Source organism: Coprobacter tertius, assembly GCF_024330105.1.
Lineage (GTDB): Bacteria > Bacteroidota > Bacteroidia > Bacteroidales > Coprobacteraceae > Coprobacter > Coprobacter tertius.
The window spans coordinates 110100-128684 of the sequence record NZ_JANDHW010000006.1 but is presented as its reverse complement, the minus strand read 5'-3'; the positions used below and the strand labels follow the sequence as shown (position 1 = coordinate 128684).

The following is an 18585-nucleotide window of genomic DNA, read 5'->3' as shown; positions in this document are numbered from 1 at the left end:
CAGATAAAGATATAATATGAATACAAAATATTTTTTATATCTCTCGAGTGGTCTCGTATTGCCTTTTTTATGCAACAGCGTGAAAGCTCAAAATCCTCGGCCTGCCACCGCCGATATGCCGAATGTCATTTATTTATTGTGTGACGATATGGGATATAGCGATATCGAGGCGTACGGACAACAAATGATCGCTACGCCTAACCTTAATCGGTTAATAGAGAAGGGAATGGCATTCACTCAGTTTTATGCCAGTACGGCGGTGAGTGCTCCTTCGAGAGCATCTTTAATGACAGGTCAGCATACGGGACATACCAAAATACGGGGTAATAAGGAAGTACGGCCTGAAGGACAGGAACCGTTAGATCCCTCTGTAAAGACGATCGGTAACCTGTTTCAGGAATCAGGATATGTTACCGGGTGCTTCGGAAAATGGGGAATGGGATATCCGGGTTCAGTAGCCACTCCCAATAAAGTAGGATTCGATGTGTTTTTCGGTTACAATTGCCAGCGGCAAGCGCATTCGTATTATCCCGATCATTTGTGGAGTAACGAGGAAAGGGTGAATTATCCTTCCCGTGATGTATATTCCCAGGATGCGATTCACGAGCATGCGTTACAATTTATCGACGATAATAAAGATAAGCGTTTCTTCGGGTATTTCACTTATACGATACCTCATGCCGGGTTAGAACAGCCCGATGATTCTATTGTAGCGATGTACCGGGGTAAATTTTATGAACCCAGGTCTTATGGCGGCGAGGGAGATTATGCTCCTGCCCCCGAGCCCAGAACCCAGTTTGCCGCTATGATTACGCGTCTCGATACCTATGTAGGCGAAATTATTGCTAAACTGGAGGAACTCGGGCTAGCCGATAAGACATTATTTATATTTACCAGTGATAACGGACCTCACGATGAAGGAGGAGCCGATCCGGTATTCTTTAATACCGAAGAAAGATTGAGAGGACTTAAGCGGGCTTTATATGAAGGAGGTATGCGTGTACCTTATATCGCTTACTGGCCCGGTAAGATACAGCCGGGTACGGTCACCGACATTCAGGCCGCTGGTTGGGATATGATGCCTACGTTTTGCGAATTACTGGGAAAAGATGCCTCGTGGAGGCCTCAACCTATGGACGGAATCTCTATACTGCCTCAACTGCAGGGCCGGGAGGGGCAAAAACATCATGATTTCCTTTATTGGGAATTTCATGAACAAGGTGGCCGGCAGGCTGTAAGGGCAGGCGACTGGAAACTGATACGCCAGAATATTAGTTCGGGAAATCCTACGCATGAGTTGTATAACATTGCCGAAGATCCTCACGAAGATCATAATATTGCGTCGCAACATCCAGAAAAGGTTGAAGAACTGAAAGTTATCATGGACAGAGAGCATACGCCTTCGGATATGTTTAATTTCGGGAGGTAGTATTTTCGATTAATTATAAGTGAAGGAAGAACTGTCTGGATTTTTCAGACAGTTCTTTTTAAAAGCAAGATTTTTGTTTAACTTGTCGATTATGAGAAAATCTGAGAACTTATAAGGAAAATCGATTTTAATAATGACTGTATAGCGGATTAATATGAGATTTACCCGATTTTTATACCGGAAAAACCCATAAATGCCATGGCTAAGAGTCCTGCTGCGATAAGAGCGATAGGTACACCCTGTAGGCTTTTGGGGACACATGTTATACTCAGTTGTTCGCGTATGCCAGCAAAAAGAGCCATGGCCAGGGTAAATCCGATTGCTGAGGAAATGGCGAATACGACCGATTCTATGAGGTCGTAATTTTTTTGTATTACCATGATGGCGACTCCGAGTATAGTACAGTTTGTGGTAATTAAAGGTAAAAATACACCTAAGGCTTGGTAAAGGGGAGGAGATACCTTTTTCATGATAATTTCTACCATTTGTACTAATGCGGCGATAACCAGGATAAATACAATTGTTTGGAGAAATTCCAAGTGAGCAGCTTCTAACAAGTATATTTGTAAAAGGTAGGTAACGATTGTCGATAAAGTCATGACGAATGCCACGGCGGCTCCCATACCGATAGCCGTATTTACCCGCTTAGATACTCCCAAAAAAGGGCATATACCCAGAAATTGTGCCAGTACGATGTTATTTACGAAAATAGCAGTTATGAAAATCGATATATAGGTAATCATGATTTTTTATTTTTAAATTTGTTTACCAAGGCGATAAGGTATCCCAAAGCGATAAATGCGCCTGGTGCGAGAACGAATATAAGTGAACCGTAGTGTTCTGGATACAAAATCGCGTCGAATATTTTACCTGTACCCAGAAATTCTCTTACCGCGCCTAATAATGTAAGGGCAAGTGTAAAACCGATCCCGATTCCTATTCCGTCGAAAATAGAGTCGGAAACATGATGTTTAGAAGCGAATGATTCTGCCCTACCTAAAACAATGCAATTAACGACGATTAATGGAATGAATAGTCCTAAACTCGAATATAATTCGGGGGTATAGGCTTTCATACACATTTCGAGTATCGTAACAAATGCTGCTATAATTACGATATAGGAAGGAATACGTACTTTATCGGGAATCATATTTTTGATAAGGGAAATTACAGCATTGGAACAAATGAGTACGAAGGTTGTAGCCAACCCCATTCCCAATCCGTTAATGGCTGAAGAAGTTGTACCTAATGTGGGACACATTCCCAATAAAAGAACGAATGTTGGGTTTTCGGTAATAATACCGTTCAGAACGATTTTTATTTTATTCATTTTTCCCTCCTTCCTTATTTTCGTTCCATTTTGGTGAAGCCCCGCTTTGGGCATCGGTTTTGTTCATGAAAGCATTATACCCGTTTTCGATGGCATCCAAAAATGCTCTCGAACTGATGGTAGCTGCTGTGATAGCATCTATGTTTCCTCCATCTTTTTTCACCTTCAATCCTTTTGCATTTTTTCCTATGATGCTTCTATTTCCATTTTCGTCTTTAAACCATTTTTCCATTTTAGAACCTAAACCAGGTGTTTCAGAATGGTTAAGGACCATGTAATTTATAATTTTTCCATCGTTGTCGAAACCAACCATAACTTTTATATTTCCTGAAAATCCATTATTAGTTTGTGTTTCTACGGCTGCGCCTATCGGTTTCCCATTTTCTTTTGCCGGGAAAATCGTGATTGTCAGCGAATCTTTGGTACCGGCATTTAATACTCGTTCGTATTTTTCTGCAATCGGATCGTTATTGTAATGCGGCGCTACTTTTTTAATTGCTTTTTCCTGTTTCGCTTTTTCAGCTAATTTAATCGGACCTTCGGTTATTTGGTTAACATATCCTAATAAAGCTCCTATTATTACTGTGATCGATGTAAGTACGATCAACATGTTTAAAAATGATGATTCTGTTTTAGCCATGGTGCACCACCTTCCCGAAACGTTTAGGTTTGATATACATATTGATTAATGGAGTAAAAGCGTTCATAATGAGAATTGCGAATGAAACGCCTTCAGGGTATATCCCCCACCGTCTGATGATTACGGTAAGTAATCCGATGAGAATACCATAGATGATCATTCCCTTTTGAGAAAGAGGTGAAGTAACATAATCGGTAGCCATAAAAATAGCCCCCAGTAAAAGCCCTCCCGATAGTAATTGTACGACCGGATTCATACCGATTAAAGCTGAGAAAACGGCAACAGTAACCAATATCGAAACCGGAATATGCCAGGTAATTATTTTTTTCCAGAGTAGGTAAACGAAACCCAGTAATAGCGCTATAGACCCTACCTCTCCAAGGCTGCCTCCCATATTTCCCAAAAGCATATCGGAATATTCGGGTGTAAAAGTTGCCCCCGATTTCAGAATCGATAGAACGGTAGCTCCTGTTTTGGCATCCAGGTAGCCGGTAGTCCCCGGTAGTGGCCAGCTCGCCATTTGTGCCGGGAAAGATATTAGCAGAAATACTCGTCCTACGAGAGCCGGATTGAATATATTGCAACCTAAACCACCAAAAGACATTTTCCCGATACCGATAGCTGCGAGAGCCCCGATAATGATAATCCATATCGGCAGATTCGATGGCAGGTTAAAAGCGAGAAGTACCCCCGTGAGTATAGCCGATCCGTCGGCTATATCCGGTTTTCTTTCTAATAGAAAACGGCTTATGAGGTATTCGAAAATTACGCATGCAAGAACCGAGGTAGCGGTGACTACCAGCGCACCAAGACCGAAGTAAAAAACTGAAACGATAAATGCCGGTATAAGTGCGATAAGCACACCATACATACATTTTGCTACAGAATTTTCACTATGTATGTGAGGAGATGCTGAAATGATATATTTTTGATTCATACGACAATATGTTTTTGCGGTTATTTTTTTACCACCCTGTTGCGAATAATGTTTCCCGTACGATTTTTTCCGAGACGTATCAGGTCGAGAAGTGGTCGGTATGATGGACAGGTGTAACTGCAAGAACCACATTCGATACAATCCATAATATGGAGTTCTTCGGCTTTTTCCCATAAGGAAAATTCAGATACATTCATCAGAGAAACGGGTTCGAGTCCCATCGGACATACGCCGATACATTTTCCGCACCGGATACAAGGTTTGGGAGATTTTCTAAAAGCTTTTTGTCGGTCTATCATGACTATACCCGAGCAACCTTTAGTTACAGGGATACCGGTATCGGAAAAAGCCTTCCCCATCATGGGTCCCCCGAAAATTATTTTAGCGGTATTTTCAGGTATTCCGCCGGAAGCCTTTATTATTTCGTTTACAGGTGTTCCTATTCTTACCCTGAAGTTGGAGGGTTGAGTTACAGAGTCTCCTGTGACAGTTACGATTCTTTCTATTAGCGGTTTGTTTTTTTGTACAGCTTCGTAAACTGCAAAAACGGTCCCTGCATTTTGCACGATAGCACCTACAGAAACAGGCAATCCTCCCGAAAGAATTTGCTTTTTTATAATTGCGTCGATTAACTGTTTTTCGCTACCTTGAGGATATTTGACTTTTAAAGGGCAAATTTCTATTGATGGATAATCTGCTGCCAGTTTTTTTAAATGGTCGATAGCATCGGCTTTGTTGTTTTCTATTCCGATTACGGCTCGATCTACATTTGTGGCTTTCATCAGTAATTTAGTTCCGATTAGAATTTCCTTTCCCTTTTCAAGCAACAGCCGATGGTCAGCGGTAAGATAAGGCTCACATTCTACGGCATTAATCAGGAGAATTGTAGCTTTCATTCCTGGGGGAGGCGATAATTTTACATGTGTCGGAAAAGTCGCACCTCCTAATCCGACGATACCGCAGCTTTTTATTTTTTCGATGATTTCTTTTCCCGATAGGTTGCATGTGTCGGATATTGTTTCTGATCGGTCGATCGCTTGTTCCCATTCGTCACCCTGTACATCGATAAAAACAGCTTCTTTTTTATATCCCGATACGTCGGTTACGGTATCTATTTTAATAACGGTTCCCGATACGGGCGAATGTATGTTGGCAGAAACAAATCCGGAAGCTTGACCGATGAGCGTACCTGTTTTTACCTGATCACCTTTTTTAACGACAGGTAGAGCCGGAGCTCCGATGTGTTGAGAAAGCAAAACAACGGCTTGGTTCGGTAAATCGGCATTTTCTATTTTATTCCCGGCCGACAATTTATTTTCGGGAGGATGAATACCTCCTTTACGAAAAGTCTTTAACATGTTGTTGGGTTTTGTAACTGTAACATTTTAATCTATGCGGTAATCGTTTCCATTTTTTGGGGTGGGAAATTGATTGCATGGATGGCACCTGTAGGACAAACATCGACACATTTCCGACAAAGTCGACATTTATTGTCGTCGATATACGCAATGTTGTTTATTACGGTAATAGCACCGAAAGGACACTCTTTTTCGCATTTACCGCAGCCGATACAAGCGGCAGTACAGGCTTTTCTCGCTATAGATCCTTTGTCTTTATTAACGCAGGAGACATAAATACGTCGTGATTTTGTCCCTTTTTTCCTTAATTCGATAATGTTTTTGGGACATGCCTTTACACAGGCTCCACATGCAGTACATTTATTATCATTTATTTCTGGAAGCCCCGTTTCTTTATTTATGTGTAAAGCATCGAAAGTACATGCTTTTTCACAGTCGCCGTTCCCCAGGCAACCGTATGAACAACCTGTTTCTCCGCTATATAACAACGCTTCTATCGCACAGTTACGTTCTCCGTCGTAAATATTCATTTGTTTACGATTATTACAGCTACCGTTACAGCGTATTACAGCAGTCATCGGTACGGCGGATTTTACTTCTTTCCCTACAATTGCAGCAATATTTGCCATAACAGAAGTACCCCCCACGGGGCATAACATTCCGTCGAGGGTATCCGTTTTTACACAAGCTTCGGCAAAGCCCTGACAACCGGGGTAACCGCATCCTCCGCAATTGGCACCGGGTAATATTTCGGTAACAAGATCGATGCGGGGATCTTCATAAACGCGAAATTTACGGGATACGAAATAAAGAATTACGGCGCTTATCGCTCCGATACTTCCTAATGATAATATGGATACGAGTATAATATTCATTAAAAGATATGATTTAATCGGTTTTGTGTAATGAGAATACGAATTTCTTTTTCAGTTTCTTTTTATATAATCCGATAATAATATAATAAGGTACTAAAATGGCGAGGGATGTAATCCCGGCTATTGTCTCATTTCGTGATAAAAAATATACAATGATCAGAACGGCGACCAAGCAGAAAAAAGGATATACAAAAGCGATAAGCAGTGCCTCGCGTTCGATATCGGAATTTGATATAAGGATTACGGTTTCACCTGTTTTAAAAGAGTTTCCGTTACAGGATACTTCGATTATTTTTTCTTTTTTGTCGCTTGCCGAGCAGTAAGAACGAGCATGGCATCCCGAGCAGGCCGAAAGTTGAGTAATCTCTACTTTCGCAATTCCGTTTCTGATGTCTTTGATAATACCTTTGTGTTTGATTAATTTACTCATTTTGCTATCTCGACATTGCAAATATAGTATAAATATCTTTTATTTTGAGATTTCGTACCGAATTTTACGTATTTATATGGTAAACTTTTTAATTATATAATACTTAAGCGATAAGATAATTATCATATAAAAAAGGAAACCATTCAGCTGAATGGTTTCCTTTTTCTCTATTTTTATCGATATTAAATCGCTCCTGCGGAGAGCAATACTTGGCCGATGAAAACGATTGCTCCTCCTAAATATCCCAGCAATGCGAGTAACGTGATATTCTTGAGATACCATATAAAATTTATTTTTTCGAGTCCCATAACTACTACACCTGCTGCCGACCCGATAATAAGCATACTGCCTCCTACTCCTACGCAATAGGAAAGAAATTGCCAGAAGTGACCGTCTTGAATGAAATAGGAGAGGTAAGCGGCTTGAGAGGGATCTGCCGAAGCCAAGGTAATCGGGTCTATGATCGGGTACATTCCGATAGCTGCAGCGACTAAAGGTACATTATCGACAATCGAAGATAAAACTCCCAGCAGAATACTAATAATATATATATTGTGAACGTTCGTGTCCAGCCATTGTGCCGTAGAAGTAAGTATACCTGTAGCCTGTAATACGGCCACAGCCATAAGTATACCTAAGAAAAATAAAATGGTAGGTATATCTATGCGTTTTAATATTCGGGGTACCCGATTTTCGTCGATAGGGTCGATATTGAGTTTGTTATACATACATTCAGTAAATACCCATATAATGCCTAATGAAAGTAGTATTCCCATAAAGGGGGGCAAATGTGTCGCGGCTTTGAAAATAGGAACAAAAATAAGACCGAGTATACCTAATATTAATATTGTTGTTTTTTTCCCTTTAGAAATACGGTTACAAGTTGTATCGATTTCTGCTGTACCGATTGACTGTAATTCGCCTCGTAAACGCTTGGAAATAAAGAATACCGGAATAATCATCGATACCAGACTGGGAATGAGTACGAACTCGATCAGTTTCATTGTGGTAACATTTCCTTTTACCCATAGCATGATTGTGGTAATATCCCCGATAGGAGACCATGCGCCACCACTATTTGCCGCAATTATTACCATGCATGCGTATAACCATCTTTCACGTTGTACGGTGATTATTTTTCGCAATAGCATAATCATTACAATCGAAGTGGTGAGATTGTCGAGTATAGATGACATAAAGAAAGTAAGGAATGCCAAAAGCCATAATAATTGCCGTTTTTTTCGAGTGGTAATGTTGTTGGTGATTATGGTAAAACCTCCGTGGACATCTATAAGTTCTACAATTGTCATTGCACCGATGAGGAAAAATAATATTTCCGAAATATCACCCATGTGTTCGATAATTTGCACATTAACGATGTAGTTTATACATTGTTGCACTAAAGGCAAATTTTGTAGAGACGGAGAGGCGGCTATATAATCTTTAAGAGCTTGTCCGTCGACAGCAGGAACAATTTCCCCGGCTCCTAAAGTATATATAACCCATAAAGACATTCCCAGCAGCAAAGCAATGGCTGCTTTGTCGATACGTATCGGATGTTCCAGTGCAATAAGAAGATATCCGATGATAAAAACGGCAACTATAAGTACTAACATAATAAATCAGATATTTAAAAAAATGAATAAATATGTTTTTCACAGAATAACACGAAACAGGAGATTCTGTTTCTGCGTCGTTTTTAAATAAATATTTAGAAATTGTCATTATCTTTGGTGCGATGAACATTTTTTGATCATACACATAATGCTTATTTCCATACGCTATTAATAAAAGCGCTTGCAAATTTAGAATTATTTTTTGTAAATGTGATATGTTATTCATTAACTTCTAAATATAATTTTATGAGATTTTTTAAGTCACTATTACCTGCATTGGCAATGGCGATGCCATTATATGCGCAGTGGGCTCCGGCCGGAGATAAAATAAAGACGGCTTGGGCTGAGAATATCGATGTGAACAATGTACTGCCCGAATATCCGAGGCCGATGATGGAACGGGAAGAGTGGCAAAATCTTAATGGCCTTTGGGATTATGCGATTACCGATGCCGGAACCGCTTCACCGGCAGTGTTCGAAGGGAAGATACTGGTTCCTTTTGCTGTAGAATCGAGTTTATCGGGCGTTGGAAAGAGATTAGGGGATAAAAAAGAACTCTGGTATCAGCGTGAATTCAAAATACCATCTTCCTGGAATAAAAAAAATGTTTTGTTACACTTCGGAGCGGTAGATTGGAAAACCGACGTATGGGTAAATGGAATAAAAGTAGGTTCACATACGGGAGGATATACCCCTTTTACTTTTGATATTACAGCGGCTCTTAATAAAGGTGAAAATATACTTAAAGTTAAAGTATGGGATCCGACCGATCGTGGTTATCAACCGCGTGGTAAACAGGTAAATCGACCTGAAGGTATTTGGTATACTCCTGTAAGTGGTATATGGCAGACTGTTTGGCTTGAACCTGTTCCCGAACGTTACATAAGTGGTATGAAAATTGTGCCCGATATCGATCGTCATTTATTGAAGGTAGATGTAAATACTAATATGGCGAGTGTAGGGGATAAAATAGAAGTAAGTGTTTACGAGGGGAATGTAAAGGTTGCCGAACAAGCGGTGATCAATGGCGGATCGGTAGAAGTACCTATGCCGGCGGATGCTAAATTATGGTCTCCCGATAGCCCTTTCCTTTATGATTTGAAAATAACACTGAATAATAAAGGTAAAAAGATGGATGAGATTAAGGGATATACGGCTATGCGTAAATATTCTACCCGAAGAGATGCAAATGGAATTGTACGTTTACAGTTAAATAATAAAGATATATTCCAGTTTGGGCCTCTCGATCAGGGATGGTGGCCCGATGGGCTGTATACCGCTCCTACCGATGAAGCATTATTATACGATATACAAAAGACAAAAGATTTCGGTTATAATATGATTCGCAAGCACGTAAAAGTTGAACCTGCCCGTTGGTATACTCATTGCGATAAATTAGGAATCATCGTATGGCAGGATATGCCCAGTGGCGACCGTTCTCCTCAATGGCAAAGCCGGAATTATTTCAATGGTGCAGAAAATGTACGTACCCTCGCATCGGAAAAAAATTATAGAAAAGAGTGGAAAGAGATATTGGATTATCTGTATTCTAACCCTTGTATAGGGGTATGGGTGCCTTTTAATGAAGCGTGGGGGCAGTTTAAGACTCAGGAAATTACCGAATGGACAAAACAATATGATCCTTCACGATTAGTAAATCCGGCCAGCGGAGGAAATCATTATACGTGTGGCGATATTCTCGATTTACATAATTATCCCGGTCCCGATATGTATCTTTACGATGCCCAGCGAGCCACAGTGTTGGGTGAATATGGTGGTATAGGAATGGTTGTAAAAGATCATTTATGGGTTCCCGATCGTAACTGGGGGTATGTACAATTCGATAATTCGAATGATGCCACCCGAGAATACATTAAATTTGCCCGTCAATTAAGAAAATTGATAGACAGGGGCTTTTCGGCAGCTGTTTATACACAGACGACCGATGTCGAAGTCGAAGTGAACGGTTTGATGACATATGACCGTAAAGTGATAAAATTGAATGAAGCTTTATTGAAAGAAGTTAACAATGAAATATGTAATGCTTTAGAATAAAATGTGGCTGGAATAACAGAACATTTTAGCGATGAAAAAAAAACGGGTTAGGGGAATATTCTTTTAACCCGTTTTTTTCGATATATATTTTTTATTTTAAATTATTTATTTATATTTAGCCAAATTATTAATATCGTATATGAATTGCAGGTGGAGGTTACTTGATAATACAACTTATTACTTAATAAATATAAATCCTATAATATTGTGAGTTTATGGAAACATTCTGGAAGATAATCTTTTATTTATTAAATGTTGCCCTGTATCCGTTCTTGATCTGGTGGGTATTGTTTAAGATTTTATTAACATCGATGGCTGCTCCCGATCTTATATATTTTATATTTTTCTTTGTCCTGATTTTTTTGGTTGTAAGCACTATCAGTTATATACTGGCACACTTTTTTTGGGGCAACGGCTATTGGGAAATGTTCTTTAAGAATTTAGGGATATACTTGTCTACTTTATATATTCTATATTTGATATTTTGTTGAGAGTAAATAAAATTATTTCGTTATAGTCGTTTTCGTTATGCGCGAAAAAGTATTTTTTTGTTATTATGAAAACTGAATAGACCGGTTTTTATAAAGAAGGAAGAGTGTTAAGTTTTAAATAAAAATTAACTTGACAATTTGGTATAAACCTTCAAAAATCAAAAAAATATTGTAAGTTTGTCTCTACATTATTGTTTGGAGGGAATAAAGCATAAAATATATAGAAATGAGCAAATTGGTAATAAACAGTTACGAAGAATTTGAACAGTGTGTCGGTAAAGAATTAGGTGCTTCGGATTATCTTAAAATCACACAAGATATGATAAATACGTTTGCTGACGCAACTTTAGACCATCAGTGGATACATGTGGATGTTGAGAAGGCGAAGAAGGAAAGCCCGTACGGAACTACGATTTCACACGGTTATTTGAATCTTTCTATCCTTCCTTATCTTTGGAATCAGATAATCGAGGTAAATAACGTAAAACTGTTGGTTAATTACGGTATTGAGAAGTTGCGCTTTAATCAACCTGTTTTGGTCGATAACGAAGTTCGTTTACGTGCTAAACTGATATCATTGACCAATTTACGTGGCATAGCGAAAGCTGAAATAAAGGTTGCTTTGGAAATAAAAGATAATAAAAGAACGGCACTTGATGCTACAGTCGTATTTCTTTATCATTTTAATAAGTAATTTCAGATAATAAATATAAATAAAAGCCTTTACCGGCTTCAGACGGTAAAGGCTTTTATTAGTATATTATCGCGTTAATTTATTGCATCGATATTAAATGGATTATAAATTTTGAAGTTTCTTTATTTTTTCATTATAAAAATATAACTTTGTACTCTTTCCGCACTTTATTTTCTAAATACGCTTTCGATTCAATATCTATGGGTTAAGAGGATTGAATATTAGTTTTTGTAGGAGCCTGATTATTTGGGTAGTAGATGAATTAGGAATAAATTGCTGACTTTATTTTGCTGAATTAATTAAAAGTCTATATTTATGAATAAGCTGAGTTTTATTTTATGGTTATTGTTCTGTTTTATCGATTGTTTTTCCCAGAACCAAACTATACCTGTACCCAAGCCGCAACAATTGAAATGGCATGATGCCGAAATGGGTGCGATATTCCATTATGATTTACATGTTTTCGACGGGGTTAGATACAATCAGGTCAGTAATCGTATAAATCCCATAAATGACTATAATATATTCGATCCTCAAAAATTAGATACAGATCAATGGATACGCTCTGCGAAAGCTGCCGGCTGTAAGTTTGCTTTATTGACGGCTACACATGAGACCGGATTCGGTCTTTGGCAAAGCGATGTGAATCCGTATTGCCTAAAAGCCCTTAAATGGAAGAATGGAAAAGGTGACATCGTGCGTGATTTTGTGAACTCTTGCCGTAAATACGGATTGCAACCGGGTATCTATCTCGGAATCCGTTGGAATTCTCTCTTGGGAGTTCATAACTTTAAAGTTGGGGGTGAAGGTGAATTTGAGCGTAAAAGGCAGGAGTGGTACAAACATTATTGTGAAAAGATGTTGACCGAATTATGCACCCGTTATGGAGACTTATTCATGATTTGGTTCGATGGCGGAGCCGACGATCCTTTGGGAGATGGACCTGATGTAGAGCCGATTGTAGAGAAATATCAGCCGGAATGTCTTTTTTATCATAACATAAATAGAGCCGATCTCCGTTGGGGTGGGTCGGAGAGCGGTACGGTAGGTTATCCTTGTTGGTCGACTTTTCCTGTTCCCGCTTCTCATAATAAAGGAATCGAACGGGAAGAAAATTGGCTCGAGTTGCTTCGTCATGGAGATAAAAACGGGAAATATTGGGTACCCGCAATGGCCGATACACCGTTAAGGGGTATAAATGGTCGTCATGAATGGTTTTGGGAGCCCGGAGACGAGAATAATATTTATTCGTTGAATGAACTGATGGATATATATGAAAAGTCGGTAGGCAGGAATGCGACATTAATCATCGGTCTCACTCCCGATCCACAAGGTCTGATACCGGAAGGAGACAAAAAACGACTTGAAGAATTCGGAAAAGAAATCGATCGAAACTTTTTAAGACCGCTAGCTCAGACGTCCGGGAAAAAAGATTCGCTAGTCCTTGATTTAGGTGGGGAACAACAGGTTAACTATTGTATCATTCAGGAAAACATAGCAAAAGGAGAACGCATACGTAAATATAAAGTCGAAGTTTTAAAAGATGGAAATTGGCAGTGTGTATGTGTCGGTGAATCTGTAGGACACAAGCGTATTCAGCGTTTCGAACAGGTAAAAACGTCGGCGGTTCGTTTAACGGTTACGAGTTCGGTTGCATTGCCCGATATAAAAAATTTCAGCGTATTTAATGTTGTCGACCGATGAAATGAAAAGTTTTATTTATAGGCAAATATTTCTAATAATATTTTTATTATCAGGTGTTCATGTATTTTTAGCTCAAAACAAATATGTGTATGAAAAAGGAGTTTCATATAAAAATATAGAAGCGCAAAAAATAGATGATGCGATAGATTTATGTAGTGCCGTATCTTCGGTAGTATATGAAAAATCTGTTCCGGTCGACCGACATACTCTATATTATGATGTTAAATTACCGGAATATGCCTGCGGAATTTTTTTTAGTCGTGATTATCGGCCGGGAGACTACCATTGGCCGAATAATACCAATCGGTTGCTCCCATGGAAATTTTCCCGGCTGAATGAAATTACTCGGCCTGATTATGCGGGTATCCCATCTAATTCGGCACCTTCGGTATTGGGAGACGTGGTTTTATTATGGCTGACAGACAATACATATTTGTTTTTAAAATCATTATGTGGCGATAATAGTCTCAGCTGGTTTCAGGTAAATGCCGACGGAACTTTAAGCCTGTATGTTTCTACTCTTGGAGATGATTATTTACAGAGAAAAATACCGTTGTTACTGTCAAGTCGTACCGGTGATATATATAAAACATTAAACGAGGCTTATGATACATTGATTAGAGACAAAAAAATATCGAAATTACGTAAGCGTACCGATAAGCATTATTTCGAGGCTTTTAATTATCTGGGGTGGTGTACATGGGAACATTATCATACGGATATAAATGAAACCCGTATATTGAATGATATCGACATTATCGAAAACTCGGGAATACCGGTTCGTTATGTCTTAATCGATGATGGTCATGTAGCAAATAAACGAAGGCAATTGACGGGATTTATCCCCGATAGCATATGTTTCCCGCATCAATGGGAACGTATTATCGGGCGGAAAACCGAAAACGGTATCCGCTGGATGGGGTTGTGGTTCGCCTTATCGGGTTATTGGCTTGGAATTTCTGAAAAAAATGATTTACCCGATAGAATAAATGATTGTCTTTATCAGTATAACGGAAGTTTGTTGCCGGGCAAAAGTGTGCGGAATATAAAGAATTTTTACAAGAGTTATGTGAAAACGTTGAAAGATTTTGGGTTCGATTTCCTTAAAATAGATAACCAGTCGTTTACGTTACCACTTTATATGGGAGGAAGAGAGGTTATACTCAGGTCTAAGGAATGTAACCTGGCTTTGGAAAAGGAAACTTACAGACAAAAAATAGGTTTGATGAATTGTATGGCGCAGAATACGATCAATACAGATCATACTTTGTACAGTGGCGTTACCCGGGTGAGTATCGATTATAAAAAATACGATAAAGATATGGCAAAATCACATCTTTATCAGTCTTATGCGAATACTTTACTTTTCGGACAAACCGTTTGGCCCGATCATGACATGTTTCATTCTTGTGATACTATTTGTGGTAGTCTCATGGCTCGTTCAAAAGCAATGTCGGGTGCTCCGGTTTATTTGTCAGACGCTCCCGATGAATTCAAGAGTGAGAATATCTTTCCACTGATCGATGAGGAAGGAAGGATATTTCGACCGTTGGCACCTGCCGTACCGACACCCGAATCGGTATTTATAAATCCATTAATAGATGGTAAAGCTTATCGAGTATTTGCTCCGGTAGGAACCGAATCCATGTCGATCATTTGCTATAATCTGAATACTCGGCCGGAATATGAAAAAGTGACCGCTTCGATTTCTAAAGAAGACTACGATTTGCTTAAAACGGTTACACATAACAATTTCCCGGATGTTGACAGTATTCTTTTATATGATTGGAATTTCCGGAAGGCAATCGTGTTGACCGATAATTATTCTGTAGAGTTAACAGGATTTAGCGATCGGTTATTTCACCTGTGCCCTATTCGCAAAGGTTGGGGAATAATCGGAATACAGGAAAAATATTTATCTCCCGCAACGATAAGGATCGTATCTGCTTCTCCCGAACGAATAATTCTTGATGTATTGTGTGCCGGTACGTTGGTAATATGGGCCGAAGCAGATGGTAAGCATGAATTGAGGAACATCCCGATAAATCCCGGAAGAATATCTATCGAAAAGTAATCATTAATTAATAATTTATCGAAATGAAGAAAAGTTTATTAATTCCGTTTGTATTGGCACCTATGGCGATTCCTTCGGTGCAGGGAAAAGAACAAGTGAGAAAAGATCAAACGGAAAAACGGCCGAATATTATTTTCTTTTTGGTCGACGATATGGGTTGGCAAGATACCTCATTGCCCTTTTGGACCCGGAAAACCCATTATAACGAAGAATTTGAAACGCCGAATATGGAGCGGCTTGCCGCTAAAGGTATGATGTTTACGCAAGCTTATGCCAGCAGTATAAGTTCTCCCTCACGCTGCAGTTTGCTTACAGGCGCGAATGCCGCAAGGCATTGCGTAACGAATTGGACTTACCCGAAGAATGAGCAGACAGATAGCCCGAGTAGTGTTTTCAAAGTAGCCGACTGGAATGTAAACGGTATATGTGAGGTTCCCGGTATAAGTCATACTTTTCAGGTAACTGCTCTCCCCGAGCTATTAAAAGAGAACGGTTATCATACCATACATTGTGGAAAGGCTCATTTCGGAGCTGTTGATACCCCGGGGGAAAGCCCGTATCATTTCGGTTTTGAAGTTAATATTGCCGGTCATGCGGGAGGTGGACTGGCCAGTTATTTGGGTGAAGATAATTATGGCAACCGTACCGATGGTAAGCCGAGTCCTGCCTTTGCGGTTCCGGGACTTGAAAAATATTGGGGAACACATACTTTTGTAACGGAAGCTTTGACACTTGAGGCAATAAAAGCGCTCGATCATGCTAAAGAATATAATCAGCCTTTTTTCCTTTATATGGCGCATTATGCCATTCATATACCTATCGACAAAGATGCTCGTTATTACCAAAAATATTTAGATAAGGGATTGTCTCCCAAAGAAGCCGCTTATGCGGGTCTGATTGAGGGAATGGATAAAAGTCTGGGAGATTTGATGGATTGGTTGGATAAAAATGGAGAAACGGAAAATACCATTATCATATTTATGAGCGATAACGGAGGTTTAGCGAGTCAGCCGGACTGGAGAGACGGTACTCCTTATACACAGAATTCACCCCTTAAAAGCGGTAAAGGTTCGGCTTATGAGGGAGGTATACGCGAGCCGATGATCGTTAGTTGGCCGGGTGTCGTGAAGCCCGACACAAAATGTGATAAATATATGATTATCGAAGATTTCTTCCCTACAATACTTGAAATGGCCGGAGTAAAACATTACAGTACAGTGCAGCAAGTCGACGGTAAAAGTATCGTTCCTTTGCTAACACAAGCGGGTGACCCGTCTAATGGCAGGAGTTTATACTGGAATTTTCCGAATAATTGGGGCAATACCGGTCCCGGTATCGGGCCTACATGTACAGTTCGTAAAGGGGATTGGAAGCTCATTTATTATTATGATACCGGAAAAAAGGAATTGTTCGATATTAAAGAAGATATAGGTGAGAAAAATGATTTGTCGTTGCAACACCCCGATATTGTAAAACGATTGTCTAAAGATTTGGGTCGTTATTTGAGAAAAGTAGGAGGACAGCGCCCTACGTTTAAAGCCACAGGCCTACCATGTCCGTGGCCCGATGAAATAGATCGTTGATTGGTGTTTTTATACTCCTGAGATTTATTGTGCTGTTTTCATTTCGATTTTTTAGTACATTTGTTTCACAAAATTTTAAAAAATCGTGGAATGAAGAGTATCATGTTGTTGATAGGGGTGATGTTATGTAATATGACATTATCGATGGAGGTATGTAATGGCAAAGGAAATGTAAGTGAACAAAGAATTTTGGAAACGAAGAATGAGCGAGAAAAAGAAATAGGATTGTATGATTGGGATCGCGCCGCAACGAAAGCCCGGTTGAATTTATCCGACTGGTGGGTTTCCGACCGGAATTATCTGAATCGTTATCGTCTCTCTGAAAATGAGACGAGGCGTACATTCGATTATTGGATAAATGCACAGGCTCTTGATGTCATGATAGATGTTTTCGAACGTGAAAAAACGTCTGAAAATAAAGATTGGATTTTGCGGTTGTATAAAGGAATCGCCGTAAATAATAACAATAGTTATATCAATAATTTTTATGATGATATGGCATGGCTTACTTTAGCATGCTTGAGGGCATATGAGGTTACCGGCGATACCGTATATAAATCTACGGCTGATCGTTTGTGGCGTGAAATAAAAATAGGATGGAACGATCTGAAAGGTGGCGGGATTCGTTGGAATAAAGAAAATCGACATGAGGGATCGAAGAATGCATGTATTAATAGTCCGGCTTGTATAATTGCCGCGCGGTTATACCGGATGTTCGGGAATGAAGATGACTTACGGTGGGCGCATAAAATATATAATTGGGAGAAACCTTTGATGGTGGATGATGCTACAGGACGGGTATGGGATGCAGTAGGTAATCATAACCCGGGGTGGGTATTTACCTATAATCAGGGAACATGGATAGGTGCAGCTCTCGAAATGTATGGAATTACTCACGAAAAGGTGTATCTTGATGATGCTTTGAAAACTATGAATTGGGTAGTAAGTCCTGAATATTCTAAAAATGGAATATTGCCCGGGGGACGTGATTCAGATGGCGGTATGTTCTCGGGAGTGTGTGTGCGTTATATGACAAATCTGATTCTTTTACCAGAACTCGATACTGATTTAAGGAAACGTTATGTGGAATTTTTGCAGGAAAATGCATTGGAACTTCGGAAAAATAGCCCCGATTTTTATTTTAACGGAATTTGGTCGAAAGGACCGGATTTAACTGATATGTTGTTATCATATCAGTTGAGCGGTGTAATGTTGATGAATATGATGTGTGTTATCGAAGACAATTATCCCGAGCTGCTGAAGAAATAATTGTTCCCTAAATAATATTATTCCTGAAAGACGGTGCTTAAAATCGCCTTTCAGGAATTTTTGTTTATAGAACATCAATCGGGCTTGAAATTTAGTTTAT

At 39.4% G+C, this 18585-nt stretch carries 15 protein-coding genes; 7 read left to right on the top strand and 8 right to left on the bottom strand.

Annotation, left to right across the window (positions count from 1 at the left end; genetic code table 11):
- The first annotated feature begins 16 nt into the window (after positions 1 to 16).
- Positions 17 to 1429 carry an arylsulfatase gene (locus tag NMU02_RS07720; protein WP_255027157.1) on the top strand — a complete coding sequence of 471 codons (1413 nt, stop codon included), beginning with the start codon at positions 17 to 19 and terminating at the stop codon, positions 1427 to 1429.
- 161 nt (positions 1430 to 1590) lie between these two features.
- Here the strand turns inward: NMU02_RS07720 and NMU02_RS07715 are convergent, their stop codons facing one another.
- The 8 genes from NMU02_RS07715 to nhaD form a co-directional block, all read right to left on the bottom strand.
- A complete protein-coding gene (locus tag NMU02_RS07715) occupies positions 1591 to 2169 on the bottom strand; it encodes an electron transport complex protein RnfA (RefSeq protein ID WP_255027297.1) in 579 nt (192 codons plus the stop codon).
- Positions 2169 to 2759, bottom strand: coding sequence for an RnfABCDGE type electron transport complex subunit E (locus NMU02_RS07710; protein WP_255027155.1), 591 nt, complete (start codon positions 2757 to 2759; stop codon positions 2169 to 2171). The genes NMU02_RS07715 and NMU02_RS07710 overlap by 1 nt, the downstream gene beginning before the upstream one ends.
- Positions 2752 to 3399 carry an RnfABCDGE type electron transport complex subunit G gene (locus NMU02_RS07705; RefSeq protein WP_255027153.1) on the bottom strand — a complete coding sequence of 216 codons (648 nt, stop codon included), beginning with the start codon at positions 3397 to 3399 and terminating at the stop codon, positions 2752 to 2754. The genes NMU02_RS07710 and NMU02_RS07705 overlap by 8 nt, the downstream gene beginning before the upstream one ends.
- Positions 3392 to 4336 (bottom strand): RnfABCDGE type electron transport complex subunit D, encoded by a 945-nt coding sequence (locus tag NMU02_RS07700; protein ID WP_255027151.1) that lies wholly within the window; start codon positions 4334 to 4336, stop codon positions 3392 to 3394. Before NMU02_RS07700 ends, NMU02_RS07705 begins: the two co-directional genes overlap by 8 nt.
- Before the next feature lie 20 nt (positions 4337 to 4356).
- Positions 4357 to 5694: an electron transport complex subunit RsxC gene (gene rsxC, locus NMU02_RS07695; RefSeq protein ID WP_255027149.1), complete on the bottom strand. Its 1338-nt coding sequence runs from the start codon at positions 5692 to 5694 to the stop codon at positions 4357 to 4359.
- A 32-nt stretch (positions 5695 to 5726) separates the two neighbouring features.
- Positions 5727 to 6569 (bottom strand): Fe-S cluster domain-containing protein, encoded by an 843-nt coding sequence (locus NMU02_RS07690; RefSeq protein ID WP_255027147.1) that lies wholly within the window; start codon positions 6567 to 6569, stop codon positions 5727 to 5729.
- Positions 6570 to 6582: 13 nt separating this feature from the next.
- Positions 6583 to 6999 (bottom strand): SoxR reducing system RseC family protein, encoded by a 417-nt coding sequence (locus NMU02_RS07685; RefSeq protein WP_255027145.1) that lies wholly within the window; start codon positions 6997 to 6999, stop codon positions 6583 to 6585.
- Positions 7000 to 7181: 182 nt separating this feature from the next.
- Positions 7182 to 8615, bottom strand: a complete 1434-nt coding sequence (nhaD, locus tag NMU02_RS07680; protein WP_255027143.1) for a sodium:proton antiporter NhaD — start codon at positions 8613 to 8615, stop codon at positions 7182 to 7184.
- Between the two features lie 246 nt (positions 8616 to 8861).
- Here nhaD and NMU02_RS07675 point away from each other — a divergent pair, with 246 nt between their 5' ends.
- The 6 genes from NMU02_RS07675 to NMU02_RS07650 all read left to right on the top strand — a co-directional run bounded on the left by NMU02_RS07675 (position 8862) and on the right by NMU02_RS07650 (position 18485).
- Entirely contained in the window at positions 8862 to 10670 is a 1809-nt protein-coding gene (locus tag NMU02_RS07675; protein ID WP_255027141.1) for a glycoside hydrolase family 2 protein, read from the top strand.
- A 717-nt stretch (positions 10671 to 11387) separates the two neighbouring features.
- Entirely contained in the window at positions 11388 to 11855 is a 468-nt protein-coding gene (locus NMU02_RS07670; protein ID WP_255027139.1) for a MaoC family dehydratase, read from the top strand.
- A gap of 315 nt (positions 11856 to 12170) precedes the next feature.
- Positions 12171 to 13559 carry an alpha-L-fucosidase gene (locus NMU02_RS07665; RefSeq protein WP_255027131.1) on the top strand — a complete coding sequence of 463 codons (1389 nt, stop codon included), beginning with the start codon at positions 12171 to 12173 and terminating at the stop codon, positions 13557 to 13559.
- A gap of 1 nt (position 13560) precedes the next feature.
- Entirely contained in the window at positions 13561 to 15633 is a 2073-nt protein-coding gene (locus NMU02_RS07660) for a Sip1-related alpha-galactosidase (RefSeq protein WP_255027129.1), read from the top strand.
- A 23-nt stretch (positions 15634 to 15656) separates the two neighbouring features.
- Positions 15657 to 17216, top strand: coding sequence for a sulfatase (locus tag NMU02_RS07655; RefSeq protein WP_255027127.1), 1560 nt, complete (start codon positions 15657 to 15659; stop codon positions 17214 to 17216).
- Positions 17217 to 17306: 90 nt separating this feature from the next.
- Positions 17307 to 18485: a glycoside hydrolase family 76 protein gene (locus tag NMU02_RS07650; protein WP_255027125.1), complete on the top strand. Its 1179-nt coding sequence runs from the start codon at positions 17307 to 17309 to the stop codon at positions 18483 to 18485.
- Positions 18486 to 18585 lie beyond the last annotated feature (100 nt).

Bases quoted from the DNA above. Each gene is read 5' to 3' on its own strand.
- NMU02_RS07720 (WP_255027157.1), top strand. From the start codon at position 17: ATGAATACAAAATATTTTTTATATCTCTCGAGTGGTCTCGTATTGCCT.
- NMU02_RS07710 (WP_255027155.1), bottom strand. From the start codon at position 2,759: ATGAATAAAATAAAAATCGTTCTGAACGGTATTATTACCGAAAACCCA.
- NMU02_RS07705 (WP_255027153.1), bottom strand. From the start codon at position 3,399: ATGGCTAAAACAGAATCATCATTTTTAAACATGTTGATCGTACTTACA.
- NMU02_RS07700 (WP_255027151.1), bottom strand. From the start codon at position 4,336: ATGAATCAAAAATATATCATTTCAGCATCTCCTCACATACATAGTGAA.
- rsxC (WP_255027149.1), bottom strand. From the start codon at position 5,694: ATGTTAAAGACTTTTCGTAAAGGAGGTATTCATCCTCCCGAAAATAAA.
- NMU02_RS07690 (WP_255027147.1), bottom strand. From the start codon at position 6,569: ATGAATATTATACTCGTATCCATATTATCATTAGGAAGTATCGGAGCG.
- NMU02_RS07685 (WP_255027145.1), bottom strand. From the start codon at position 6,999: ATGAGTAAATTAATCAAACACAAAGGTATTATCAAAGACATCAGAAAC.
- nhaD (WP_255027143.1), bottom strand. From the start codon at position 8,615: ATGTTAGTACTTATAGTTGCCGTTTTTATCATCGGATATCTTCTTATT.
- NMU02_RS07675 (WP_255027141.1), top strand. From the start codon at position 8,862: ATGAGATTTTTTAAGTCACTATTACCTGCATTGGCAATGGCGATGCCA.
- NMU02_RS07670 (WP_255027139.1), top strand. From the start codon at position 11,388: ATGAGCAAATTGGTAATAAACAGTTACGAAGAATTTGAACAGTGTGTC.
- NMU02_RS07665 (WP_255027131.1), top strand. From the start codon at position 12,171: ATGAATAAGCTGAGTTTTATTTTATGGTTATTGTTCTGTTTTATCGAT.
- NMU02_RS07660 (WP_255027129.1), top strand. From the start codon at position 13,561: ATGAAAAGTTTTATTTATAGGCAAATATTTCTAATAATATTTTTATTA.
- NMU02_RS07655 (WP_255027127.1), top strand. From the start codon at position 15,657: ATGAAGAAAAGTTTATTAATTCCGTTTGTATTGGCACCTATGGCGATT.
- NMU02_RS07650 (WP_255027125.1), top strand. From the start codon at position 17,307: ATGAAGAGTATCATGTTGTTGATAGGGGTGATGTTATGTAATATGACA.